Annotated in this window: 23 protein-coding genes and 1 tRNA gene; 21 read left to right on the top strand and 3 right to left on the bottom strand. The window is 52.4% G+C overall.

Annotated features, from left to right (window positions below; translation table 11 throughout):
• Positions 1-119: 119 nt before the first annotated feature.
• A tRNA-Gln gene (locus KQJ19_RS15835) sits at positions 120-194 on the top strand.
• A 103-nt stretch (positions 195-297) separates the two neighbouring features.
• On the opposite strand, the gene ubiF is transcribed toward KQJ19_RS15835, so the two are convergent.
• A complete protein-coding gene (gene ubiF, locus KQJ19_RS15830; protein ID WP_216403840.1) occupies positions 298-1473 on the bottom strand; it encodes a 3-demethoxyubiquinol 3-hydroxylase in 1176 nt (391 codons plus the stop codon).
• 145 nt (positions 1474-1618) lie between these two features.
• On the opposite strand from ubiF, the gene miaB reads away from it, so the two are divergent.
• The 12 genes from miaB (at position 1619) to tssD (ending at position 13687) form a co-directional block, all read left to right on the top strand.
• Positions 1619-3049, top strand: coding sequence for a tRNA (N6-isopentenyl adenosine(37)-C2)-methylthiotransferase MiaB (gene miaB, locus KQJ19_RS15825; protein ID WP_016152245.1), 1431 nt, complete (start codon positions 1619-1621; stop codon positions 3047-3049).
• 191 nt (positions 3050-3240) lie between these two features.
• The gene (locus KQJ19_RS15820; RefSeq protein ID WP_019076268.1) at positions 3241-4287 is read left to right on the top strand and encodes a PhoH family protein; all 1047 of its coding nucleotides are present in this window, start codon (positions 3241-3243) and stop codon (positions 4285-4287) included.
• The gene (ybeY, locus tag KQJ19_RS15815; RefSeq protein ID WP_003835559.1) at positions 4284-4751 is read left to right on the top strand and encodes an rRNA maturation RNase YbeY; all 468 of its coding nucleotides are present in this window, start codon (positions 4284-4286) and stop codon (positions 4749-4751) included. The genes KQJ19_RS15820 and ybeY overlap by 4 nt, the downstream gene beginning before the upstream one ends.
• Before the next feature lie 162 nt (positions 4752-4913).
• Complete coding sequence (gene corC / locus KQJ19_RS15810) at positions 4914-5792, top strand: CNNM family magnesium/cobalt transport protein CorC (RefSeq protein WP_005121418.1); 879 nt, start codon at positions 4914-4916, stop codon at positions 5790-5792.
• Between the two features lie 24 nt (positions 5793-5816).
• Positions 5817-7355, top strand: a complete 1539-nt coding sequence (gene lnt / locus KQJ19_RS15805; protein WP_047501738.1) for an apolipoprotein N-acyltransferase — start codon at positions 5817-5819, stop codon at positions 7353-7355.
• A gap of 357 nt (positions 7356-7712) precedes the next feature.
• Positions 7713-8621, top strand: coding sequence for a glutamate/aspartate ABC transporter substrate-binding protein GltI (gene gltI / locus KQJ19_RS15800; RefSeq protein WP_016152242.1), 909 nt, complete (start codon positions 7713-7715; stop codon positions 8619-8621).
• Positions 8622-8909: 288 nt separating this feature from the next.
• Positions 8910-9650 (top strand): glutamate/aspartate ABC transporter permease GltJ, encoded by a 741-nt coding sequence (gene gltJ, locus KQJ19_RS15795; RefSeq protein ID WP_016152241.1) that lies wholly within the window; start codon positions 8910-8912, stop codon positions 9648-9650.
• A complete protein-coding gene (gene gltK, locus KQJ19_RS15790) occupies positions 9650-10324 on the top strand; it encodes a glutamate/aspartate ABC transporter permease GltK (RefSeq protein ID WP_003022757.1) in 675 nt (224 codons plus the stop codon). Before gltJ ends, gltK begins: the two co-directional genes overlap by 1 nt.
• Positions 10324-11049 carry a glutamate/aspartate ABC transporter ATP-binding protein GltL gene (gene gltL, locus KQJ19_RS15785; RefSeq protein ID WP_003022754.1) on the top strand — a complete coding sequence of 242 codons (726 nt, stop codon included), beginning with the start codon at positions 10324-10326 and terminating at the stop codon, positions 11047-11049. The genes gltK and gltL overlap by 1 nt, the downstream gene beginning before the upstream one ends.
• 116 nt (positions 11050-11165) lie before the next feature.
• Positions 11166-12101 (top strand): pyrimidine-specific ribonucleoside hydrolase RihA, encoded by a 936-nt coding sequence (rihA, locus tag KQJ19_RS15780; RefSeq protein ID WP_047501740.1) that lies wholly within the window; start codon positions 11166-11168, stop codon positions 12099-12101.
• 171 nt (positions 12102-12272) lie between these two features.
• A complete protein-coding gene (locus KQJ19_RS15775; protein ID WP_216403839.1) occupies positions 12273-12986 on the top strand; it encodes a hypothetical protein in 714 nt (237 codons plus the stop codon).
• A 221-nt stretch (positions 12987-13207) separates the two neighbouring features.
• Entirely contained in the window at positions 13208-13687 is a 480-nt protein-coding gene (tssD, locus tag KQJ19_RS15770) for a type VI secretion system tube protein TssD (RefSeq protein ID WP_181628985.1), read from the top strand.
• 49 nt (positions 13688-13736) lie between these two features.
• On the opposite strand, the gene KQJ19_RS15765 is transcribed toward tssD, so the two are convergent.
• Positions 13737-14219: a zinc ribbon-containing protein gene (locus tag KQJ19_RS15765; RefSeq protein ID WP_003022748.1), complete on the bottom strand. Its 483-nt coding sequence runs from the start codon at positions 14217-14219 to the stop codon at positions 13737-13739.
• A gap of 235 nt (positions 14220-14454) precedes the next feature.
• Between KQJ19_RS15765 and leuS the strand changes: the two genes are divergently transcribed.
• From leuS to nadD, 4 genes are read left to right on the top strand one after another with little or no spacing between them, the layout of a single operon-like run.
• Positions 14455-17037 (top strand): leucine--tRNA ligase, encoded by a 2583-nt coding sequence (leuS, locus tag KQJ19_RS15760; RefSeq protein WP_049040670.1) that lies wholly within the window; start codon positions 14455-14457, stop codon positions 17035-17037.
• Positions 17038-17051: 14 nt separating this feature from the next.
• Positions 17052-17639 carry an LPS assembly lipoprotein LptE gene (lptE, locus tag KQJ19_RS15755; protein WP_216403838.1) on the top strand — a complete coding sequence of 196 codons (588 nt, stop codon included), beginning with the start codon at positions 17052-17054 and terminating at the stop codon, positions 17637-17639.
• Positions 17639-18670, top strand: coding sequence for a DNA polymerase III subunit delta (gene holA, locus KQJ19_RS15750; protein ID WP_046274591.1), 1032 nt, complete (start codon positions 17639-17641; stop codon positions 18668-18670). The genes lptE and holA overlap by 1 nt, the downstream gene beginning before the upstream one ends.
• Before the next feature lies 1 nt (position 18671).
• The gene (nadD, locus tag KQJ19_RS15745; RefSeq protein WP_087121840.1) at positions 18672-19313 is read left to right on the top strand and encodes a nicotinate-nucleotide adenylyltransferase; all 642 of its coding nucleotides are present in this window, start codon (positions 18672-18674) and stop codon (positions 19311-19313) included.
• Here nadD and cobD read toward each other — a convergent pair.
• Positions 19288-20382 (bottom strand): threonine-phosphate decarboxylase CobD, encoded by a 1095-nt coding sequence (gene cobD / locus KQJ19_RS15740; protein WP_216403837.1) that lies wholly within the window; start codon positions 20380-20382, stop codon positions 19288-19290. The genes nadD and cobD overlap by 26 nt on opposite strands.
• Before the next feature lie 96 nt (positions 20383-20478).
• On the opposite strand from cobD, the gene KQJ19_RS15735 reads away from it, so the two are divergent.
• The 4 genes from KQJ19_RS15735 to mrdA form a co-directional block, all read left to right on the top strand.
• A complete protein-coding gene (locus tag KQJ19_RS15735) occupies positions 20479-21090 on the top strand; it encodes an adenosylcobalamin/alpha-ribazole phosphatase (protein WP_046274589.1) in 612 nt (203 codons plus the stop codon).
• 254 nt (positions 21091-21344) lie between these two features.
• Positions 21345-21662: a ribosome silencing factor gene (gene rsfS / locus KQJ19_RS15730; protein ID WP_003022728.1), complete on the top strand. Its 318-nt coding sequence runs from the start codon at positions 21345-21347 to the stop codon at positions 21660-21662.
• A gap of 3 nt (positions 21663-21665) precedes the next feature.
• Complete coding sequence (gene rlmH, locus KQJ19_RS15725) at positions 21666-22133, top strand: 23S rRNA (pseudouridine(1915)-N(3))-methyltransferase RlmH (protein ID WP_003022725.1); 468 nt, start codon at positions 21666-21668, stop codon at positions 22131-22133.
• 30 nt (positions 22134-22163) lie between these two features.
• On the top strand, positions 22164-23567 hold a 1404-nt coding region (gene mrdA / locus KQJ19_RS15720), incomplete at its 3' end, for a peptidoglycan DD-transpeptidase MrdA (protein ID WP_216403836.1).

Raw genomic sequence — 23567 nt, 5'->3', positions numbered from 1 at the left:
GCTACGTAGCTCAGCTGGTTAGAGCACATCACTCATAATGATGGGGTCACAGGTTCGAATCCCGTCGTAGCCACCATATTAAGGACGTATCGACTCGTTCGGTAAATCCAAAAAATTGTTGGGGTATCGCCAAGCGGTAAGGCTCTGGTTTCTGATACCAGCATTCCGAGGTTCGAATCCTCGTACCCCAGCCAATTTCAAAAAGCTCGCTTCGGCGAGCTTTTTGCTTTTCTGCATTTATTATCTGATGGCACTACGCTTACCAGGCCTACAACGTTCTCTGTAGGCCTGTCTGAATTACAATCCTAACGCGTACTTGAGTGCCTGGCGTTTCAACATACCGGCGCGCTCTGCGGCCATTAGCCCAAGATTACGCATGATACGCAGCGGCTGCAGGTTGTTGCTAAATCCTGCGTAGAACAGATCCATGCCGCTTTGCATGATGAAATTGTCAGTCATGCGACGGTTCTGATAGCGCTTCAGCACCGGCTGACTTGCCCAGGACTCACCGTAGCTGCGCGCATTCACCAGCACGTCAATCAGCGCATCCACATCACGGAACCCCAAATTAACGCCCTGCCCCGCCAGCGGATGAATGGTATGCGCGGCGTCACCCACCAGCGCCAGTCCTGGCTGCACATATTGCAGCGCGTGACGGCGCGTTAGCGGGAATGCCCCCGCTGCGACAGGCGTAACGTTACCGAGTCGCGATGGGAAATGTTTGGCGATCTCCGCCTGCAGTTGCGACATATTCAAACCTTGCAACTGGCGGATACGCGCCGGTGAGTCGTACCACACCAGCGAGGCCCAGTTATCAAACAGCGGTAAAAATGCGCGCGGACCGTCAGGGGTGAATTGCTGCCAGGTGCTGTCTCCCGGCGAATTCTCGCATTGTACGGTTATCAACATACAGGACTGCGCATATTGCCAGGCATGGATACCAATCCCAGCCATTTTCCGCACCTGAGAATTTGCGCCATCGGCGCCGATGACCAGCTTCGCGCTGATTTTTTCGCCACCAGCCAGCTCAAGCTCATGCCGATCGTTATGTTGATGCAGAGAGATCAGCGACGCAGGCACCCGCAGCGTGACTTTGGGGTGAACGTCCAGAGCCTGCCAGAGCGCCTGTTGCAGGACCGTGTTTTCCACCATATAGCCCAGTAAGGGCAGCTTAAGCTCGGCGGCATCAAACATCACATGGGCATTTTCCCATTCCCACGTTTCCAGACGACGGTAAGGATGGCTGCGCATCCCCTGAACCGTATCCCAGATGCCCAGCCCTTTTAGCAACGACACGGAGGCGGAGCTGATGGCCGAAATTCTGACATCTGGCTGTCCGTCAGCCACAAACGGCGCGGGAACGGCATGTTCAATGACCGTTACCGTAAATCCATGCTGCGCCAGTCCTAGCGCCAGCGCGCCGCCGACCATCCCCCCGCCGACAATGGCAATTTCCGTTGGTTGATTTGTCATGGTCAATTATCCTGTTACATGTATTGTGTAAGTTTACAGGATTTTTTACCCCTTGAGGCTGACATCCGTCATACTGGTCACAACCGCGCCAAAGCAGTACACTATGCGCCCTGCATTTCAGCCACAATTTCGCAAGAGCAAGTCGATGACCAAAAAACTCCATATTAAAACCTGGGGCTGTCAGATGAACGAATACGATTCATCGAAGATGGCCGATCTGCTGGATGCCACCCATGGGTATCAACTGACCGACGTGGCCGAAGAAGCGGATGTGCTGCTGCTGAATACCTGCTCTATCCGTGAGAAGGCTCAGGAAAAAGTCTTCCATCAGTTGGGCCGCTGGAAGCTGTTAAAAGAGAAAAACCCCAAGCTGATCATCGGTGTCGGTGGCTGTGTTGCGTCTCAGGAAGGCGACCATATTCGCCAACGCGCGCACTATGTCGATATTATTTTTGGGCCGCAAACCCTGCATCGTCTGCCGGAAATGATTAACAAAGTGCGTGGAAGTACCACCCGTAGCCCGGTGGTTGATATCAGTTTCCCGGAGATCGAAAAATTCGACCGCCTACCGGAACCGCGTGCTGAAGGTCCAAGCGCTTTCGTGTCAATCATGGAAGGTTGTAATAAATATTGTACTTACTGCGTGGTGCCATACACCCGCGGTGAAGAAGTGAGCCGTCCGGCGGACGATATCCTGTTTGAAATCGCCCAGCTTGCGGCGCAAGGCGTGCGTGAAGTGAACCTGCTGGGACAAAACGTGAACGCCTGGCGCGGTGAGAACTACGACGGCACGATCGGATCTTTTGCCGATCTGCTGCGGCTGGTCGCGGCGATCGATGGCATTGACCGTATCCGCTTCACCACCAGCCATCCGATCGAATTCACCGATGATATCATTGAAGTGTATCGTGACACGCCAGAACTGGTGAGCTTCCTGCACCTGCCGGTACAGAGCGGTTCAGATCGCGTACTGAACCTGATGGGACGCACCCATACCGCGCTGGAATATAAAGCGATCATCCGCAAACTGCGTGCAGCGCGTCCGGATATCCAGATTAGCTCCGACTTCATCGTTGGCTTCCCAGGCGAAACCACGCAGGATTTCGAGCAGACCATGAAGTTGATTGCAGACGTCAATTTTGACATGAGCTACAGCTTTATCTTCTCTGCGCGTCCAGGCACCCCTGCCGCCGATATGGTTGACGACGTGCCGGAAGAAGAGAAAAAACAGCGCCTGTATATTCTGCAGGAGCGTATTAACCAGCAAGCCATGGCCTGGAGCCGTCGCATGGTCGGCACGACCCAGCGCATTCTGGTTGAAGGCACATCGCGTAAAAGCATCATGGAACTGTCTGGCCGTACCGAAAATAACCGAGTGGTGAACTTTGAAGGCAACCCGGAGATGGTCGGTAAGTTCGTGGATGTAGAAATTACCGATGTCTGGACGAACTCCCTGCGCGGTAAAGTGGTGCGCACCGAAGACGAAATGGGTCTGCGCATCGCTGAATCCCCTGAGTCAGTTATTGCGCGTACCCGCAAAGAAAACGATCTGGGCGTCGGTATTTATCAGCCTTAATCTTCAATGCCCGATGGCGCTACGCTTATCGGGCTTACTCTTCTGGGCTCGCTGCCCCGGCGGGCCTTGTAATCTACCTCATCATCCCCATATTTATCGCAATGCTTGCGCCTTTCCCCCATGGCGTGAATAATTTCCTTAGATGCCGGTAAATGTTCAGCGTCCGGCAAGACATGCAAAAGAGGAACAGTTTGAACATAGACACTCGCGAAATCACCCTTGAACCCGCAGACAATGCCCGCCTGTTGAGCCTTTGCGGCCCATTTGATGACAACATCAAGCAGCTGGAACGTCGCCTCGGCATCGAAATTAACCGCCGTGATAACCACTTTAAGCTGACCGGTCGCCCAATTTGCGTCACCGCGGCGGCAGATATTTTACGTAGCCTGTACGTCGATACTGCCCCAATGCGGGGTCAGACGCAGGACATTGAGCCTGAACAAATTCATCTGGCAATTAAAGAAGCGCGAGTGCTTGAGCAAAGCGCAGACAGCGTGCCGGAATTTGGCAAAGCGGTGAACATCAAAACCAAGCGCGGGGTAATTAAGCCGCGTACGCCGAACCAGGCACAATACATTGCGAATATCCTCGACCACGACATCACCTTTGGCGTTGGCCCTGCGGGTACAGGTAAAACGTATCTTGCGGTTGCCGCTGCGGTCGATGCGCTTGAGCGTCAGGAGATCCGTCGAATTCTGCTGACCCGCCCGGCAGTGGAAGCGGGCGAAAAACTCGGCTTCCTGCCGGGTGACCTCAGCCAGAAAGTCGATCCCTACTTACGACCGCTGTATGACGCACTGTTCGAAATGCTCGGGTTTGAGAAGGTCGAAAAGCTGATTGAGCGTAACGTCATTGAAGTTGCGCCGCTGGCCTACATGCGTGGTCGTACGTTAAACGATGCGTTCATCATTCTTGATGAGAGCCAGAACACCACCATCGAACAGATGAAAATGTTCCTGACCCGTATCGGCTTTAACTCCAAAGCGGTTATCACCGGCGATATCACCCAGATTGACCTGCCGCGAAGCACCAAATCCGGTCTGCGTCATGCCATTGAAGTGCTGGCTGAAGTTGACGAAATTAGTTTTAATTTCTTCCATAGCGAAGACGTGGTTCGCCACCCGGTGGTCGCCCGTATCGTCACGGCGTATGAAGCCTGGGAAGAAGCAGAACAGAAACGCAAAGCCGAGCTGGCTGCAGAACGCAAGCGCGAAGCTCAGGAGCAGGAACAAAAATGAGTCAGGTTATTCTCGATTTACAGCTGGCATGTGAAGACGAATCCGGTTTACCAACAGAAAGTCAGTTTCAGGGTTGGCTGGATGCGGTGATCCCGCAGTTTCAGGAAGAGTCTGAAGTTACCATTCGTCTGGTCGATGACGCGGAAAGCCACGAGCTGAACCTGACCTATCGCGGGAAAGATAAGTCAACCAACGTACTCTCTTTCCCGTTTGAAGCCCCGCCGGGCATTGAAATGCCGCTGCTGGGCGATTTGATAATCTGCCGTCAGGTAGTCGAGAAAGAAGCGCAGGAACAAGGCAAACCGCTTGAGGCCCACTGGGCGCACATGGTGGTGCACGGTAGCCTGCATTTACTCGGTTACGACCATATCGAAGACGATGAAGCGGAAGAGATGGAATCCCTAGAAACAGAGATTATGCTTGCTCTGGGCTATGAGGATCCGTACATTGCCGAGAAAGAATAAGCATTTCGAAATCTTGTAAGCCTGATAAGGCGCAGCCGCCATCAGGTATTGCGCCTTATCTGGCTTACCTGGTTTGAAGTACGATGAAGAGACATGCCGTCAACAGCTGAATATACGCATGACGAGCTTTGTATTAACTAACATGAGAACCCATACGACGCCATGAGCGACGACAATTCACACAGTAGTGACACCTTAAACAGCAAAAAGGGATTTTTCTCCCTGTTACTGAGCCAACTTTTCCACGGTGAACCAAAAAACCGCGACGAACTGTTGGAGCTGATCCGTGATTCCGGGCAAAACGACCTTATCGATGAAGATACGCGCGATATGCTCGAAGGGGTGATGGATATTGCGGACCAACGCGTGCGCGACATCATGATCCCTCGCTCTCAGATGATTACCCTGAAACGCAACCAGACCCTGGACGAATGTCTCGATGTCATTATCGAGTCTGCCCACTCGCGTTTCCCGGTGATCAGCGAAGACAAAGATCACATTGAAGGGATTCTGATGGCCAAAGATCTGCTGCCGTTTATGCGCAGCGATGCCGAAGCCTTCAGCATGGAGAAAGTGTTACGCCAGGCGGTTGTCGTACCTGAAAGCAAGCGAGTTGACCGCATGCTGAAAGAGTTCCGCTCCCAGCGTTATCATATGGCTATCGTCATCGACGAATTCGGCGGTGTCTCAGGTCTGGTGACCATTGAGGACATCCTTGAACTGATCGTGGGTGAAATTGAAGATGAGTACGACGAAGAAGACGATATCGATTTCCGTCAGCTCAGTCGCCACACCTGGACCATTCGCGCTCTGGCGCCGATCGAAGACTTCAACGACGCTTTCGGTACCCATTTTAGCGACGAAGAAGTAGATACCATCGGCGGGCTGGTCATGCAGGCCTTTGGTCATCTGCCCGCACGCGGGGAGACTATCGACATTGATGGTTACCAGTTCAAAGTGGCAATGGCCGACAGCCGTCGTATTATTCAGGTTCATGTCAGAATTCCGGACGACTCACCCCAGCCCAAACTGGACGAATAAACCCGAAACTGGATCTAAGACTACATGGCATTTGCCCCATTAATTGAACGCCAGCGCATTCGCCTGCTGCTGGCGTTATTATTCGGTGCCTGCGGGACGCTGGCTTTCTCTCCGTATGACATCTGGCCCGCTGCGATCGTTTCGCTGATGGGCCTGCAGGCTCTTACCTTCAATCGCCGCCCGCTCCAGTCTGCCGCAATCGGCTACTTTTGGGGATTGGGGCTGTTTGGCTCCGGCATCAACTGGGTTTACGTCAGCATCGCGCAGTTTGGCGGTATGCCGGGTCCCATTAATGTGTTCCTCGTGGTTCTGCTTGCCGCATACCTTTCCCTCTACACCGGCCTGTTTGCCGGCGTGTTGGCGCGTCTGTGGCCGAAAACCACCTGGATACGCGTGGCGATTGCCGCGCCGGTCGTCTGGCAAATAACCGAATTCCTGCGCGGCTGGGTACTGACCGGCTTTCCGTGGCTACAGTTCGGCTACAGTCAGATCGACGGTCCGTTAAAAGGGCTGGCTCCGGTAATGGGCGTTGAGGCGATTAACTTCCTGCTGATGGTGGTTAGCGGCCTGCTGGCGCTGGCGCTGGTGACGCGTAACTGGAAGCCGCTGATTGCCGCGCTAGTGCTCTTTGCTCTGCCCTTTCCGCTGCGCTATATCCAGTGGTACACGCTTGAGCCGGAAAAAACCACTCAGGTCTCGATGGTGCAGGGTGACATTGCGCAGTCGCTCAAATGGGATGAAGGTCAGTTACTCAACACCCTGAAGATTTATCTCGACGCCACCCAGCCTGAGATGGGCAAATCACAGCTGATCATCTGGCCAGAATCCGCTATCCCGGACCTGGAAATTAATCAGCAGCGTTTCCTGGGCATGATGGATGACCTGCTGAGATCGAAAAACAGCACGCTGATTACCGGTATCGTTGACGCGCGTCTGAACAAGCAGAATCGTTACGACACCTACAACACCATCATCACGCTGGGTAAAGACAGCCCGTACAGTTACGACTCCAGCAACCGCTACAACAAAAACCATCTGGTACCGTTTGGCGAGTTCGTCCCGCTGGAATCGATCCTGCGCCCATTAGCGCCGTTCTTTGACCTGCCAATGTCGTCTTTCAGCCGTGGGCCTTATGTGCAGCCACAGCTGCATGCGCACGGCTTTAAGCTGACGGCCGCCATCTGCTATGAAATCATTCTTGGCGAACAGGTACGGGATAATTTCCGCCCGGATACGGACTACCTGCTGACGATTTCCAACGATGCCTGGTTTGGTAAATCCATCGGCCCGTGGCAGCACTTCCAGATGGCGCGTATGCGTTCCCTCGAGCTGGCGCGCCCTCTGCTGCGTAGCACCAACAACGGTATTACGGCGGTGATTGGTCCACAGGGTGAGATTCAGGCGATGATCCCGCAGTTTACCCGCCAGGTCCTGACCACCAGCGTGACGCCAACGACGGGCTTAACCCCTTATGCCCGTACCGGTAACTGGCCGCTCTGGCTGCTGACCGCGCTGTTTGGCTTTGGTGCGGTGGTAATGAGCCTGCGCCAGCGTCGTAAGTAACCTTCCTTTCCCGGCCGGATAACGTTTCGCTTATCCGGCCCACAAAACATTTCCCGCTCCCCATTCTGGCATGTCTATTGCTTTGTTCTACAAGACAAATGCAGTTTTGGCTGAATGTGCAACCTGGTCGCACCAACGTTGAGCGCCGGTAGCACCTGAAAAGTGCAACAAGATATTTTTGCCCCCAAATGGTGCGGCGCACCTCGCAAAAATAAACAATAAAACAGCAAATTCTTTACATTCATCCAAACTAAATGTTAACAAACATATACAAGACTGCACGTTTTAGTAGCAAACAATAACAACATCACAATGGGTATCAATGCGTCCCTGGCGCAGACGATAAAGGAGTTGGATATGCAATTACGTAAGCTCGCCACAGCCATGCTGGTCATGGGAATGTCCGCCGGTCTGGCGCACGCAGAAGACGCAGCACCAGCGGCAGGCAGCACGCTGGACAAGATCGCCAAAAACGGCGTGATTGTGGTCGGCCACCGTGAATCATCGGTACCGTTTTCTTACTACGATAATCAACAAAAAGTGGTCGGTTATTCACAGGATTACTCCAACGCGATCGTTGAAGCCGTGAAGAAAAAGCTGAACAAGCCTGACCTGCAGGTGAAACTGATCCCGATTACTTCACAAAACCGTATCCCGCTGCTGCAAAACGGCACCTTCGACTTTGAATGTGGCTCCACAACCAACAACGTCGAGCGCCAAAAACAAGCGGCTTTCTCTGACACCATTTTCGTTGTTGGTACTCGTCTGCTGGCGAAAAAAGGCGGCGACGTCAAAGATTTCGCCGATCTGAAAGGTAAAGCCGTAGTCGTGACTTCGGGTACCACCTCAGAGGTGCTGCTGCACAAGCTGAATGAAGAGCAAAAAATGGATATGCGCATCATCAGCGCGAAAGACCACGGTGACTCTTTCCGTACTCTGGAAAGCGGCCGCGCCGTTGCCTTTATGATGGATGACGCCCTGCTGGCTGGCGAGCGCGCGAAGGCGAAGAAACCAGACAACTGGGAGATCGTCGGCAAGCCGCAGTCTCAGGAAGCTTACGGCTGCATGCTGCGTAAAGATGACCCTCAGTTCAAAAAGCTGATGGATGACACTATCGCCAAGGCGCAGACCTCAGGCGAAGCTGAGAAATGGTTTGATAAGTGGTTTAAAAATCCAATTCCACCGAAGAACCTGAACATGAATTTCGAACTGTCAGACGAGATGAAAGCCCTGTTCAAAGAACCGAATGATAAAGCGCTTAACTAATTAATTAGAAGAGTACACAAAACCTTTCAAGTTATATCGAGGCGGCAACTGAGCGAATTCTCGGGCGCTTACATGAGTAAGTAACCGGGATGAATAAAGGCAGCCAACAACGAGACATCTTGAAGGATGAAGTGTAATCAGGGAGGCTTCCCCTCCCTCTCGATTGCTACTCAGCACGGACAGACTATAAGCCTGATGGTCGTTCCCCATCAGGCCTGAAAACCGCAAAACGCTGAATAACAATCTTCGGGGGTAGCGCTGCTACCCTTTTTTTTCTGGAGTAGATTTATGTCTATAGACTGGAACTGGGGTATTTTTTTACAACAAGCCCCGTTCGGCAACACCACCTATCTCGGCTGGCTCTGGAGTGGTTTCCAGGTCACTGTCGCGTTATCTATCACCGCCTGGGTTATCGCTTTCCTCATCGGCTCTTTATTCGGCATCTTACGTACCGTACCAAATCGTTTCCTTTCCGGGATCGGCACGCTGTACGTCGAGCTGTTTCGTAACGTTCCGCTCATCGTCCAGTTTTTTACCTGGTATCTGGTCATTCCTGAACTGCTGCCGGAAAACATCGGGATGTGGTTTAAGTCAGAACTGGATCCCAACATTCAGTTCTTCCTCTCATCCATGCTTTGTCTGGGGCTGTTTACCGCTGCGCGCGTCTGCGAACAGGTTCGTGCCGCTATTCAGTCTCTGCCTCGCGGGCAGAAAAATGCCGCGCTGGCGATGGGGCTGACGTTGCCGCAGGCCTACCGCTATGTTCTGCTGCCAAACGCTTACCGCGTGATTGTTCCGCCAATGACCTCAGAGATGATGAACCTGGTAAAGAACTCCGCAATCGCCTCCACTATCGGCCTGGTCGATATGGCTGCGCAAGCGGGAAAACTACTGGATTACTCCGCCCACGCATGGGAATCGTTTACGGCCATCACTCTGGCCTACGTTCTGATTAACGCCGTCATCATGCTGGTGATGAATCTCGTCGAACGCAAAATCCGCCTGCCTGGCAATTTGGGAGGCAAATAATGTACGAGTTTGACTGGAGTTCTATCGTCCCTTCCCTGCCGTATCTGCTGGATGGGCTGATCATCACGCTGAAAATCACCGTCACGGCAGTCGTCATTGGTATCGTCTGGGGGACCATCCTTGCGGTAATGCGTCTGTCCAGCTTCGCGCCAATTGCCTGGTTTGCGAAGGGCTACGTCAACGTATTCCGCTCCATTCCGCTGGTGATGGTGCTGCTGTGGTTCTACCTGATTGTGCCCGGCTTCCTGCAAAACGTGCTGGGTCTGTCGCCAAAAACCGATATTCGCCTGATCTCAGCGATGGTCGCATTTTCGATGTTTGAAGCCGCGTACTATTCCGAGATTATCCGCGCCGGTATCCAGAGTATTTCTCGCGGGCAGTCCAGTGCCGCGCTGGCGCTGGGGATGACCCATTGGCAGTCGATGAAGCTCATCATTCTGCCGCAGGCATTTCGCGCGATGGTGCCGCTGCTGCTTACCCAAGGCATCGTACTCTTCCAGGATACCTCGCTGGTCTATGTATTGAGTCTGGCAGACTTCTTCCGTACCGCCTCCACCATTGGCGAGCGTGACGGCACGCAGGTTGAAATGATCCTGTTCGCTGGCGCCGTTTATTTTGTATTCAGTCTGAGCGCATCGTTGTTGGTCAGCTATTTGAAGAAAAGGACAGTTTAATGATTACCCTGAAAAATGTTTCTAAATGGTATGGTCACTTTCAGGTGCTGACCGACTGCTCCACGGAAGTGAAAAAAGGTGAAGTGGTGGTGGTCTGCGGCCCGTCAGGTTCAGGTAAATCAACGCTTATCAAAACGGTGAACGGGCTGGAGCCGGTACAACAGGGCGTCATCACCGTTGATGGTACCGTGGTGAATGATAAAAAGACCGATTTGGCCAAACTGCGCTCCCGCGTTGGCATGGTGTTCCAGCACTTTGAACTGTTCCCGCATCTGTCGATTATTGAGAACCTGACTCTGGCGCAGGTAAAAGTGCTTAAACGCGATAAAAAGCCGGCCCGCGACAAAGCGCAAAAGTTACTGGAACGCGTTGGTCTGTCAGCGCATGCCGAGAAGTTTCCAGCTCAGCTCTCCGGGGGCCAGCAACAGCGTGTCGCCATCGCTCGGGCGCTGTGCATGGATCCTATCGCTATGCTGTTTGACGAACCGACGTCAGCGCTCGACCCAGAAATGATCAACGAAGTACTGGACGTCATGGTTGAACTGGCCAATGAAGGGATGACCATGATGGTGGTTACCCACGAAATGGGCTTTGCGCGTAAAGTGGCTAACCGGGTGATCTTCATGGATGAAGGGAAGATTGTTGAAGACTCACCGAAAGAAGAGTTCTTCGCTAATCCAAAATCAGACCGTGCCAAAGACTTCCTCGCGAAAATCCTGCACTAATTTTGCTGGCGCGCACCTCCATGTGCGCGCCACCTCACGATTTATCTCTTCACTTCTCGAAACAGGCACAGCCCAGCGTTAACCTTGTCACAAAGTCCCACTTACAAGGAGCAACAATGGCACTTCCTATCCTGTTTGATTGCGATCCAGGTCATGACGACGCTATCGCAATTGTTCTAGCCCTCGCTTCACCTGAACTGGATGTGAAAGCGATAACCTCCTCTGCCGGTAACCAGACCCCCGACAAAACGCTGCGTAACGTATTGCGTATGTTAACGTTGCTCAACCGTACGGATATCCCAGTGGCCGGTGGCGCAGTCAAACCGCTGATGCGCGACCTGATAATTGCCGATAACGTCCACGGTGAGAGCGGGCTTGATGGCCCGGCGCTGCCTGAACCCGCTTTTGCTCCACAGGACTGCACCGCCGTGGAATTGATGGCGAAAACCCTGCGTAACAGTCAGGAACCGGTGACGATTGTCTCCACCGGGCCGCAAACTAACGTGGCATTGCTACTGAATAGCCATCCTGAACTGCACCCCAAAATTGCCCGTATCGTGATCATGGGTGGTGCAATGGGCCTCGGAAACTGGACGCCCGCCGCTGAGTTCAACATCTTCGTGGATCCAGAAGCCGCTGAGATCGTGTTCCAGTCGGGCATTCCGGTGGTGATGGCTGGACTGGATGTCACGCATAAAGCGCAAATACATCGTGAAGATACCGAACGGTTCCGCGCTATCGGCAATCCCATTTCGACAATCGTTGCTGAGCTACTCGACTTCTTCTTTGAATATCACAAAGATGAAAAATGGGGATTTATTGGCGCGCCGCTGCACGATCCATGCACCATTGCTTGGCTGCTGAAACCTGAACTGTTTACCACCGTTGAACGCTGGGTTGGTGTGGAAACTCAGGGCAAATACACCCAGGGAATGACCGTGGTTGACTACTACTTCCTGAGCGGCAATAAGCCCAATGCCACCGTAATGGTGGACGTGGATCGCCAGGGGTTTGTCGATCTGCTAGCGGAGCGTTTGAAATTTTACGCCTGATATTTATCATTGAGTAAGATCGCTATGTTGAATCATAGCGATTTTACTGTTAGCTAATAGCGAACGTGAATACTGCGTTACTTCATTAATTTGTCAGGTAATACTGAATAAATCCCCCAGCAGATTAATGTATCATGCAACATCCGGCACAACAAATCAGAGGAACATTGAATGAATGCTTCAGATTATCTCAGGGTAAGGTTTCAGAATGACAGGCAGTTATCCATATATATTGATAATGGATTCACAAATACGATACAGGCCGCAAAAGGTATCGCCTCTGATATTTATTCAGGAATAGAAAGAGCTAGCTGGTATTCGAGCTGTTTAATCCCCAGATATAATGATGTATGTCAGGAATTGAAATCTGAAGAGATAAGGACTGTTTATTCCATCATGTCTATATTCAGATACCGTGATGTTATTACATATATGCTGTATTTATATTTCCTGACCGTGAGCAAAGATGTTAAAGAAGGTAACAAAGAAGGATCTGCCCAAAAGATGGTTCGCAACGCAGCAAACCTTACTGCTCGTATAACAGTGGCAAGTGGTACACGGTTTGCTGTTGCCTCAGCTATGGCGGAAGCTATTGCACAGTCAGATTTTCTGTCAAAAGCCGTTGCGCAAAAACTGGCTGGTAAAATGCCAGTTGGCGTTTATCTTCTGCAGGTCTATGGGTTTCAGCAAAAAGCAGCTATGGCAGCCCGGGCACTGAAAGCAATAGTTCCAAGTTATTATTGGATTCTTTACCAAGCAAAGCTGGAGATGCACTATTACTTCGTTGAGCCAGCTCTTTCAGAAATAATTCAGAAAGTTCATGCTGGTATCTATTCTAACCTCGATCAGCTTGCCGACGAAATCATGGAAAGATTCGATGTTTAAGAGTCTAATATCAGTTGTACTCTATAATCTTGTACTCCCAGCAATCTTGATTTTTTTTGCCGTACTCTGGTTATATTTATTTCCTGAATACTGGTGGGAGCTAATGCTAATCAGTATTATTGCTATTTTTTGGTTTTATCCGTTCATTACAGAAAAATTCGAAAAATTCAAATAACCCAATATTATATATTTATTAAGCCAATACATAAAAGGAATTTATAATGTCTAATCCAGCTTATCTTTGGTTAGTTGATGCTAATGGTTCCCCGCTTGTAGGTTCGTCTCTGGTCTCTGATCGAGTAGGTGCTATAGAAATAAAATCCCTTACCCATAATGTAAATATTCCAACAGATGGTAATACAGGGCGGCTAACAGGTACGCGCATTCATGCTCCAATCCAATTTCAGAAAGAATTTGATCGTGTAACTCCCCTGCTATATAAGGCTCAAAGCGAAGGAGCGACACTTAAATGCGCAACGATAAAAATGTACACGCTCACCGAAGCTGGAATGGAAAAGGAGTATTTTAATATCATTCTAAACAATGTAAAAATCACATCCATTACCGCAGATCTTTATCCTGGAGCTTCAACCGGGACACATCTTGAAACCATTCTGCTACGCTATGAAAGCATCACATGGAAGCATTGCGATGGAAATATCATCTATACAGATGCCTGGAATCAACGCGTTGTGGCGTAACACATTCGCAATCCCTCACAGAGCCGCGTTAGCGGCTCTCAGGTGAAAATCACGGCTCAAACGGTCGACGCTGGAACTGATCGTGTCCGCATTTCGGGCATAGCGGCAGCACATCAGGAGTGTACACCGCCAAATGGAAGTGGCACTTCTCGCAGACCAGATTGCCCAACCCGACCACCTCGCCGCTGTGATAAACCCCGTGATGGCTGAGGTCCTGGAACACTTCGCGCCATTCGAGCTGCGTTTTATCGGTAATATCGGCCAGTTCCTGCCAGATACTCTCTTTGATAACCCGCATAAAGACGCTGTCGGTCTCCTCATCGAGGCTTTCTTCATAGCTCAGAGCAAACTCTTCCAGGTCGCGTCTGACGGCCCGGGTGAGCTCTTCCACCTCGGTGCGCGTTAACTCCCCGGTCTGCATAACGCGCTGACGCGCCTGTTCCACCAACGCATCAATATCGCGTTCGCCATTACGCAGGCGTTCACTCAGTGAAGCCACCAGTTCACGGTAATATTGAGCAACCTTGTTCATCGCTTCGCCTCCTGGGTCGTTAACTGTCTATAATAATAGACGTTATTTACGCTACGCTTTGCAAGACTGTCCACAGAGTGTGTAAATTCGTGCAAGAATTATCCTTACGGGAATTCAACGTTGAATGCGCGAAAGGCTGTTTTGGCGCGGGCGTTTGGGCTATGCTATGCGGATCTAAAACACCACATCTAGAGCTACGTTTGTAGCTGTATTGAAAACAGGACCACTGGCTGCCATGCAAGAGCAATACCGCCCGGAAGAGATAGAATCCAAAGTACAGCTTCACTGGGATGAGAAGCGCACATTTGAAGTTACCGAAGACGAGAGCAAAGAGAAGTATTACTGCCTGTCTATGCTTCCCTATCCTTCTGGTCGACTACACATGGGCCACGTACGTAACTACACCATCGGTGACGTGATCGCTCGCTATCAGCGCATGCTGGGCAAAAACGTATTACAGCCAATCGGCTGGGATGCGTTCGGTCTGCCGGCGGAAGGTGCAGCGGTCAAAAACAATACCGCCCCCGCGCCTTGGACGTACGACAACATCGCTTATATGAAAAACCAGCTCAAAATGCTGGGTTTCGGTTACGACTGGAGCCGTGAGCTGGCAACCTGCACCCCGGAATACTACCGCTGGGAACAGAAGTTCTTCACCGAGCTGTACAAAAAAGGCCTGGTGTACAAGAAAACGTCCGCGGTCAACTGGTGTCCGAACGACCAGACCGTACTGGCGAACGAACAGGTTATCGACGGCTGCTGCTGGCGTTGCGATACCAAAGTTGAGCGTAAAGAGATCCCGCAGTGGTTCATCAAAATCACCGCTTACGCTGACGAACTGCTGCGCGACCTGGATAATCTGGATCACTGGCCTGACACCGTGAAAACGATGCAGCGCAACTGGATTGGCCGCTCTGAAGGCGTGGAAATCACCTTCGATGTGAACGATTACGACAACACGCTGACCGTCTACACCACACGCCCGGACACCTTTATGGGTGCGACCTACCTGGCGGTTGCTGCAGGTCATCCGCTGGCGCAGAAAGCCGCTGAAAATAACCCAGAATTGGCTGCCTTCATTGACGAATGCCGCAACACCAAGGTTGCTGAAGCCGAAATGGCGACCATGGAGAAGAAAGGCGTCGACACTGGTTTCAAAGCCGTTCACCCGCTGACTGGCGAAGAGATCCCGGTTTGGGCAGCAAACTTCGTGCTGATGGAATACGGTACAGGCGCAGTTATGGCCGTTCCGGGTCACGATCAGCGCGATTACGAATTTGCGACCAAATATGGCCTGACCATCAAGCCGGTAATTCTGACCGCTGAAGGCGCAGAGCCGGATCTGTCTGAACAAGCGCTGACCGAAAAAGGCGTGCTGTTTAACTCCGGTGAGTTTGACGGCCTCGACTTCGAAGCGGCCTTCAACGCCATTGCTGACAAGCTGGTAGCTAAAGGCGTGGGTGAGCGTAAAGTTAACTATCGTCTGCGTGACTGGGGTGTTTCCCGTCAGCGTTACTGGGGCGCGCCGATTCCGATGGTGACGCTGGAAGACGGTACCGTCCTGCCGACGCCAGAAGACCAACTGCCGGTTATTCTGCCGGAAGACGTAGTCATGGACGGCATTACCAGCCCAATCAAAGCCGATCCGGAGTGGGCGAAAACCACCGTTAACGGTATGCCTGCGCTGCGTGAAACTGACACCTTCGATACCTTTATGGAGTCGTCCTGGTACTACGCGCGCTACACCTGCCCGCAGTATCAGGAAGGTATGCTGGATTCCGACGCGGCGAACTACTGGCTGCCGGTTGATATCTACATTGGCGGTATTGAACATGCCATCATGCACCTGCTCTACTTCCGCTTCTTCCACAAACTGATGCGCGACGCAGGCATGGTCAACTCTGATGAACCGGCTAAACAGCTGCTGTGTCAGGGGATGGTTCTGGCCGATGCGTTCTACTACGTTGGCGCAAACGGCGAACGTAACTGGGTTTCTCCGGTTGATGCCATCGTTGAGCGTGACGAAAAAGGTCGTATCGTTAAGGCTAAGGACGCAGAAGGCCATGAACTGGTGTATACCGGCATGAGCAAGATGTCCAAGTCGAAAAATAACGGTATCGACCCGCAGGTCATGGTTGAACGCTACGGCGCCGACACCGTACGTCTGTTCATGATGTTCGCTTCTCCGGCTGATATGACGCTGGAATGGCAGGAATCCGGCGTTGAAGGGGCGAACCGCTTCCTGAAACGTGTCTGGAAACTGGTTTACGAACATACGTCCCAGGGAGATGTTGCTGCCCTGAACGTTGATGTGTTGAGCGAAGATCAAAAAGCGCTGCGTCGCGACGTGCATAAAACCATTGCTAAAGTCACCGATGATATCGGTCGTCGTCAGACCTTTAACACTGCGATTGCGGCGATTATGGAGCTGATGAACAAGCTGGCGAAAGCACCGCAGGCAGACGAGCAGGACAGAGCCCTGATGCAGGAAGCATTGCTGGCTGTTGTACGCATGCTCAACCCGTTCACCCCACACGTTTGCTTCACCCTGTGGCAGGCGCTGAAAGGCGAAGGCGATATCGACAACGCGCCGTGGCCGGTGGCGGACGAAGCAGCAATGGTTGAAGACTCAACGCTGGTTGTGGTTCAGGTAAACGGCAAAGTACGTGGCAAAATCACCGTTCCGGTAAACGCCACTGAAGAGCAGGTTCGTGAACGTGCTGGCCAGGAGCATCTGGTGGCAAAATATCTTGATGGCGTTACCGTACGTAAAGTGATTTATGTACCGGGTAAACTCCTCAATCTGGTCGTTGGCTAAGCGCGGGAGGAAGCGTGCGACTTCTGACAACATTGTTGTTATCGCTGGCGGTGCTTGTCACCGCCGGGTGTGGCTGGCATCTGCGTAGTACTACGCAGGTTCCACCCTCAATGAAAACCATGATCCTGAACTCTGGCGATCCGAACGGCCCGTTAAGCCGCGCGGTGCGTAATCAGCTGCGTCTGAACGGCGTTACGCTGCTTGAAGACGGTACCATGCGTAAAGATGTGACGTCCTTACGTCTGGGTGCGGTCAGCCTTTCGCAGGATACGGCATCGGTATTCCAGAACGGTCAAACGGCTGAATACCAGATGGTGATGTCCGTAAGTGCTACTGTGCTGATTCCAGGTCATGATATTTACCCAATCAGCGCCAAAGTTTATCGTTCGTTCTTTGACAACCCACAGGCTGCACTGGCGAAGGATAACGAGCAGGACATGATCATAAAAGAGATGTATGACAAAGCGGCTGAACAGTTGATTCGTAAGCTGCCAAGCGTACATCTGGCCGATACTCAGTCATCCAATGCTGATCCTGCGGTGAATAAAACCGCAGCGCCTGCGTCATCTCCGGCGCGTGTCTCCACCACGCTGGGTAACTGATGCTCAAGTTGTACCCTGAACAACTCCGCGCACAGCTCAATGAAGGGCTGCGCGCGGCGTATTTACTCTTGGGCAACGATCCCCTCTTATTGCAGGAAAGCCAGGATGCCATCCGTCAGGCTGCCGCAACACAAGGATTCGAAGAACACCACGCCTTCACTCTGGACAACAGCACCGACTGGGGAGAGATTTTTTCACTCTGCCAGGCGATGAGCCTGTTTGCCAGCCGTCAAACCCTGCTTCTGCAATTGCCTGAAAATGGCCCTAATGCCGCCATTAATGAACAGCTCGCGTCACTCGTCACTCTGTTACATGACGATCTGCTGCTGATGGTTCGCGGCAACAAACTCACCAGGGCACAGGAAAACGCCGCATGGTATACGGGGCTTGCGAATAACGCGGTTCAGGTAAGCTGCCAGACGCCGGAACAAGCACAGCTTCCTCGCTGGGTTGCCGCCAGGGCGAAACTTAATAACCTGCAACTGGATGACGCGGCCAATCAGCTTTTGTGCTATTGCTATGAAGGTAATTTGTTAGCACTGGCGCAAGCGCTGGAACGATTAGCGTTGCTTTGGCCTGACGGCAAGTTAACGCTGCCTCGCGTGGAGAAAGCGGTTAACGATGCCGCGCACTTTACCCCATTCCACTGGGTAGACGCGCTGCTAATGGGCAAAAGCAAACGCGCGCTGCACATTCTGCAGCAGCTACGCCTGGAAGGTAGCGAGCCGGTTATTTTGCTGCGTACGATCCAGCGTGAGTTGCTGTTGCTGGTTAACTTGAAACGGCAGTCGGCCCATACGCCTTTGCGCACGTTGTTTGATAAACACCGGGTGTGGCAAAATCGCCGGGGCATGATGGGAGATGCGCTAAACCGGCTGAACCCGGCGCAACTGCGTCAGGCTGTTACGCTTTTAACGCGTACGGAAATTACGCTTAAACAAGACTATGGTCAGTCAGTGTGGGCGGAACTAGAGGGGCTTTCCCTTTTGCTCTGTCATAAATCGCTGGCCGATGTTTTTATTGATGGTTGATATGAAATCATTGCAGGCTCTGTTCGGTGGCACCTTTGATCCGGTGCATTACGGTCATCTTAAACCGGTTGAAATTCTGGCGAATCTGATTGGCCTTTCCCGGGTCATCATCATGCCCAATAACGTGCCGCCACATCGTGCGCAGCCCGAAGCGTCCGGTGAGCAACGTAAGCGTATGGTTGAACTGGCCATTGCTGATAAACCGCTGTTTTCCCTGGATGAACGCGAGCTGAAACGCGATACCGCCTCCTACACCGCGCAAACGCTAAAAGAGTGGCGCGAGGAGCAAGGCCCGAACGTGCCATTAGCGTTTATCATTGGTCAGGATTCGCTGCTTACCTTCCCTTCCTGGCATGACTACCACACGATTCTGGGTAATACCCACCTCATCGTGTGCCGACGTCCGGGCTATCCACTCGAAATGGCGCAGGAAAAACACCAGCAATGGCTGGAGGATCATCTGACCCATTCAGCAGATGACCTGCACAACCTGCCTTGCGGGAAAATTTACCTGGCCGAAACGCCGTGGTTTAACATCTCCGCCACGCTCATCCGTGAGCGCCTGGAAAAGGGCGAGCCGTGCGACGACCTGATGCCAGACGCGGTGCTTGACTATATCAATCAACAGGGACTGTACCGCTAAGCGCCTTGCGTAAGGCCGTCAGCAGGCGGTTATTCTCTTCCTGGCTGCGAACGGCTACCCGATAATAGCGCGCATCCAGCCCCGGATAATTGGCGCAACTGCGAATCAAGACATGTTGTTTCAGCAACGCAAGTTGCAGATCAATATCCGCACGATCGCAGCGTAATAAACGATAATTTGCCCGGCCGGGATACGCCGTCAGGCCGGGCAGATCTTGCAGTTGTTGATCAAACCGCTCCCCCTCTTGTTCCAGCCATTTCCACGTCGCCCGCTGATACGCGCTATCGCGTAAGATAATCTCGCCTGCCAGGGCAGCAAACGCATTAATTGACCACGGCATTTGTTGGCTGCGCATCTGTGCAACCGCCTGTTCGTTACTGTTGACCAGATACCCCAGGCGCAGTCCCGGGATCGCATAGAATTTGGTGAGCGAACGCAGCACCCAAATATGCGGGTTCTCGTGCAGTAACGGGATAAACCCCGACTCCCCGGCAATAAAATCGATAAACGCTTCATCAAGGATCAGGGCGATCCCCAGCGACTCGCAACGCGTGGCAATTTCACGCAGCAGGCGGGTTTCAAGCAACAACCCGGTGGGATTATTGGGCGTACAGAGAAACAGGCAGTCCAGCTCAGGCGTTAACGCATCGAGGATCGCATCGGTAAGCTGCCAGCCATCGTCTTCGCACAGCGCAAACTCATGGATCGTACACTCTCCCCATTGCAGCGCCCGACGATATTCCGCAAACCCGGGCGTCACGATCATCGCATGGCGTGGCTTCAGGCCATGCACCAGGGTAAAAATGGATTCGGTTTCACCGTTCCCGGCCAGGATCCACGAGGGCGGAATTTGATGATGCTCCGCCAGCGCGGCATGCAGTTGCGCGTAATCGACATCCGGGTAACGCTCCGTGCAGTCCAGATTGTCGATAATCGCCCGTTTTAAACTTACTGGCATACCCAGCGGGTTAATATTCGCGCTAAAATCCAGCAACTGTTCAGGCAAGATGCCCAACAATTCGGCGGCTTCTCGGGTGTTACCGCCATGTGCGCTCTTCAATAAAGACATCGTGCCGCTCCACGTAAAAAAGGGTATTTTAGTGAAAAATCACTGCGCAATCAGGGCAAACATCATATTTTGTGCGAATAGCCTCACGAGGAAAACATGAGACTCTGGTTAGTACGTCATGGCGAAACCGAAGCCAATGTCGCTGGTTTATATAGCGGCCACGCCCCCACACCGCTAACGGAACGGGGGATCGCTCAGGCGCAAACGCTGGGTACGCTGTTACGCAATGTCCCTGTCGACAACGTTCTGTGCAGCGAACTGGAACGCGCCCGCCATACAACGCAGTTGATTCTGGCGGAACGTGAAGTTCCTGTGCGCAACATGCCTGAGCTTAATGAGATGTTTTTTGGTGACTGGGAAATGCGTCACCATCGCGATCTGGCGCGCGAAGACGCCGAAAATTACGCCGTGTGGTGTAACGACTGGCAGAATGCGACGCCCACCAATGGCGAAGGTTTTCAGGCGTTTTCCCAGCGAGTGGAACGTTTCATTGCCCAGCTTGCTGATTATAAAGCGTGCCAAAATCTGCTGGTGGTGAGTCATCAAGGCGTGCTGAGCGTGTTGATCGCCCGTCTGCTGTCCATGCCCGCTGCGGCAATGTGGCATTTCCGCGTCGAACAAGGCTGCTGGAGCGCAATTGATTTTTGTGACGATTTTGCGGTTCTGAAAGTGCTTAACAGCCGGGCCGTATGGCGCGACGGGGAGTGAAAGCGCTGTTTTTTATGCCGAAGGGCCTCTCTCCCATTGACACCCCATGACAGGCTGTTATTCTCCGCAGCCTGACTTTTCCCGCCCTTCAGAGCTTTGCAGAAATTGTTTTACAAAAATGGCGATGCATTCTGTAGCGTGGGGTGGGATGATAGCGCACTTCACAAGCGCATTCGGAGACATTTGTCCCGATATCGCCTCTGGTTCAGGTATACTAACAGACGTTTTTAACTCTTTTCACCCAGGGGGAACACTTGCAGGGTAAAGCACTCCAGGATTTTGTAATCGACAAAATTGATGACCTGAAAGGTCAAGACATCATCGCCTTAGACGTTCAGGGCAAATCCAGCATCACTGATTGCATGATTATCTGCACCGGTACATCCAGCCGTCACGTTATGTCTATTGCAGACCACGTGGTTCAGGAGTCCCGCACTGCTGGCCTGCTGCCGCTCGGCGTTGAAGGCGAGAATGTCGCTGACTGGATCGTCGTTGACCTCGGCGATGTGATTGTCCACGTGATGCAGGAAGAGAGTCGTCGCCTGTATGAACTGGAAAAACTCTGGAGTTAATGCGTGAAGCTGCAACTTGTCGCTGTGGGTACGAAAATGCCTGACTGGGTACAAACCGGATTTACCGAGTATCTCCGTCGGTTTCCGAAAGATATGCCCTTTGAGCTGATCGAAATCCCGGCAGGAAAGCGCGGCAAGAACGCGGACATTAAACGCATTCTCGACAAAGAGGGTGAGCAGATGCTGGCTGCCGCAGGCAAAAACCGCATCGTCACCCTTGATATCCCGGGTAAACCCTGGGACACGCCGCAGCTGGCGACCGAACTGGAGCGCTGGAAACTGGACGGTCGTGACGTCAGTCTGTTAATTGGCGGGCCGGAAGGTCTCTCTCCTGCCTGTAAAGCCGCAGCGGAACAAAGCTGGTCACTCTCTGCATTAACCCTTCCACACCCTCTTGTTCGGGTTCTGGTTGCGGAGAGTCTGTACAGGGCGTGGAGCATTACCACCAACCATCCTTATCACCGTGAGTGATCATTGATTCTTGAGTAGATTAAGCAGCGGATGAAACTACAGAATTCTTTTCGCGACTATTCGGCTGAGTCCGCGCTGTTTGTGCGCCGGGCGCTGGTCGCTTTTTTGGGGATTTTGCTGCTAACCGGCGTGCTGATCGCCAACCTTTATAATCTGCAAATCGTTCGCTTCACTGATTATCAGACCCGTTCGAACGAAAACCGCATCAAACTGGTGCCTATCGCGCCGAGTCGCGGCATCATTTATGACCGCAACGGAATTCCTCTCGCCCTTAACCGCACCATTTATCAGATAGAAATGATGCCGGAAAAGGTAGACAACATTCAGGATACCCTCGACGCGCTGCGTAACGTCGTAGACCTGACGGACGACGATATTGCTGCCTTTAAAAAAGAGCGCGCCCGTTCACACCGTTTCACCTCTATTCCGGTAAAAACCAACCTGACTGAAGTTCAGGTCGCACGCTTTGCCGTGAATCAATATCGCTTTCCTGGGGTCGAAGTTAAAGGCTATAAACGCCGCTATTACCCATACGGCTCTGCGCTGACCCACGTAATTGGCTACGTATCGAAGATCAACGATAAAGACGTAGACCGCCTGGACAAAGACGGTAAACTGGCTAACTACGCGGCAACGCATGACATCGGCAAGCTGGGTATTGAACGCTATTATGAGGACGTGCTTCACGGCCAAACCGGGTATGAAGAAGTTGAAGTGAACAACCGCGGCCGCGTCATTCGCCAACTGAAAGAAGTGGCGCCGCAGGCCGGGCACGATATCTATCTCACCCTTGATTTGAAACTCCAGCAGTATATTGAAACGCTGCTGGCGGGCAGCCGTGCCGCCGTGGTGGTTACCGACCCGCGTACCGGTGGCGTTCTGGCACTAGTATCTATGCCTAGCTATGACCCGAATCTGTTCGTGGATGGTATCTCCAGTAAAGATTATTCCGGGTTGCTCAATGACCCGAACACCCCCTTGGTTAACCGCGCTACACAGGGTGTTTACCCCCCTGCTTCGACGGTTAAACCTTACGTTGCGGTTTCTGCGTTAAGCGCAGGCGTCATCACCCGCAATACCGGCCTGTTCGATCCGGGCTGGTGGCAGCTACCGGGCTCTGAAAAACGTTACCGCGACTGGAAAAAGTGGGGGCACGGCCATCTGAATATCACCCGCTCTCTGGAAGAGTCCGCGGATACGTTTTTCTATCAAATCGCCTATGATATGGGGATTGACCGGCTTTCAGAGTGGATGAGCAAATTTGGCTACGGCAAATATACGGGCATCGATCTTGCCGAAGAACGCTCTGGCAATATGCCAACCCGCGAGTGGAAGCAAAAACGGTTTAAAAAGCCATGGTATCAGGGTGATACCATTCCCGTCGGCATCGGCCAGGGTTACTGGACAGCAACCCCAATCCAGATGAGTAAAGCG

The sequence above is a fragment of the Citrobacter sp. S46_ASV_140 genome, assembly GCF_018919545.1.
Classification (GTDB): domain Bacteria; phylum Pseudomonadota; class Gammaproteobacteria; order Enterobacterales; family Enterobacteriaceae; genus Citrobacter; species Citrobacter braakii.
The sequence above is the reverse complement of the archived record's forward strand: the minus strand, read 5'-3'. Positions and strand labels throughout refer to the sequence as shown.

Coding starts and splice junctions, on each gene's coding strand:
- ubiF (WP_216403840.1), bottom strand. CDS start 1,473: ATGACAAATCAACCAACGGAAATTGCCATTGTCGGCGGGGGGATGGTC.
- KQJ19_RS15775 (WP_216403839.1), top strand. CDS start 12,273: ATGAATGCTTCAGATTATCTCAGGGTAAGGTTTCAGAATGACAGGCAG.
- cobD (WP_216403837.1), bottom strand. CDS start 20,382: ATGTCTTTATTGAAGAGCGCACATGGCGGTAACACCCGAGAAGCCGCC.
- rihA (WP_047501740.1), top strand. CDS start 11,166: ATGGCACTTCCTATCCTGTTTGATTGCGATCCAGGTCATGACGACGCT.
- KQJ19_RS15765 (WP_003022748.1), bottom strand. CDS start 14,219: ATGAACAAGGTTGCTCAATATTACCGTGAACTGGTGGCTTCACTGAGT.
- leuS (WP_049040670.1), top strand. CDS start 14,455: ATGCAAGAGCAATACCGCCCGGAAGAGATAGAATCCAAAGTACAGCTT.
- corC (WP_005121418.1), top strand. CDS start 4,914: ATGAGCGACGACAATTCACACAGTAGTGACACCTTAAACAGCAAAAAG.
- gltK (WP_003022757.1), top strand. CDS start 9,650: ATGTACGAGTTTGACTGGAGTTCTATCGTCCCTTCCCTGCCGTATCTG.
- nadD (WP_087121840.1), top strand. CDS start 18,672: ATGAAATCATTGCAGGCTCTGTTCGGTGGCACCTTTGATCCGGTGCAT.
- miaB (WP_016152245.1), top strand. CDS start 1,619: ATGACCAAAAAACTCCATATTAAAACCTGGGGCTGTCAGATGAACGAA.
- gltI (WP_016152242.1), top strand. CDS start 7,713: ATGCAATTACGTAAGCTCGCCACAGCCATGCTGGTCATGGGAATGTCC.
- lnt (WP_047501738.1), top strand. CDS start 5,817: ATGGCATTTGCCCCATTAATTGAACGCCAGCGCATTCGCCTGCTGCTG.
- tssD (WP_181628985.1), top strand. CDS start 13,208: ATGTCTAATCCAGCTTATCTTTGGTTAGTTGATGCTAATGGTTCCCCG.
- gltL (WP_003022754.1), top strand. CDS start 10,324: ATGATTACCCTGAAAAATGTTTCTAAATGGTATGGTCACTTTCAGGTG.
- gltJ (WP_016152241.1), top strand. CDS start 8,910: ATGTCTATAGACTGGAACTGGGGTATTTTTTTACAACAAGCCCCGTTC.
- ybeY (WP_003835559.1), top strand. CDS start 4,284: ATGAGTCAGGTTATTCTCGATTTACAGCTGGCATGTGAAGACGAATCC.
- KQJ19_RS15735 (WP_046274589.1), top strand. CDS start 20,479: ATGAGACTCTGGTTAGTACGTCATGGCGAAACCGAAGCCAATGTCGCT.
- holA (WP_046274591.1), top strand. CDS start 17,639: ATGCTCAAGTTGTACCCTGAACAACTCCGCGCACAGCTCAATGAAGGG.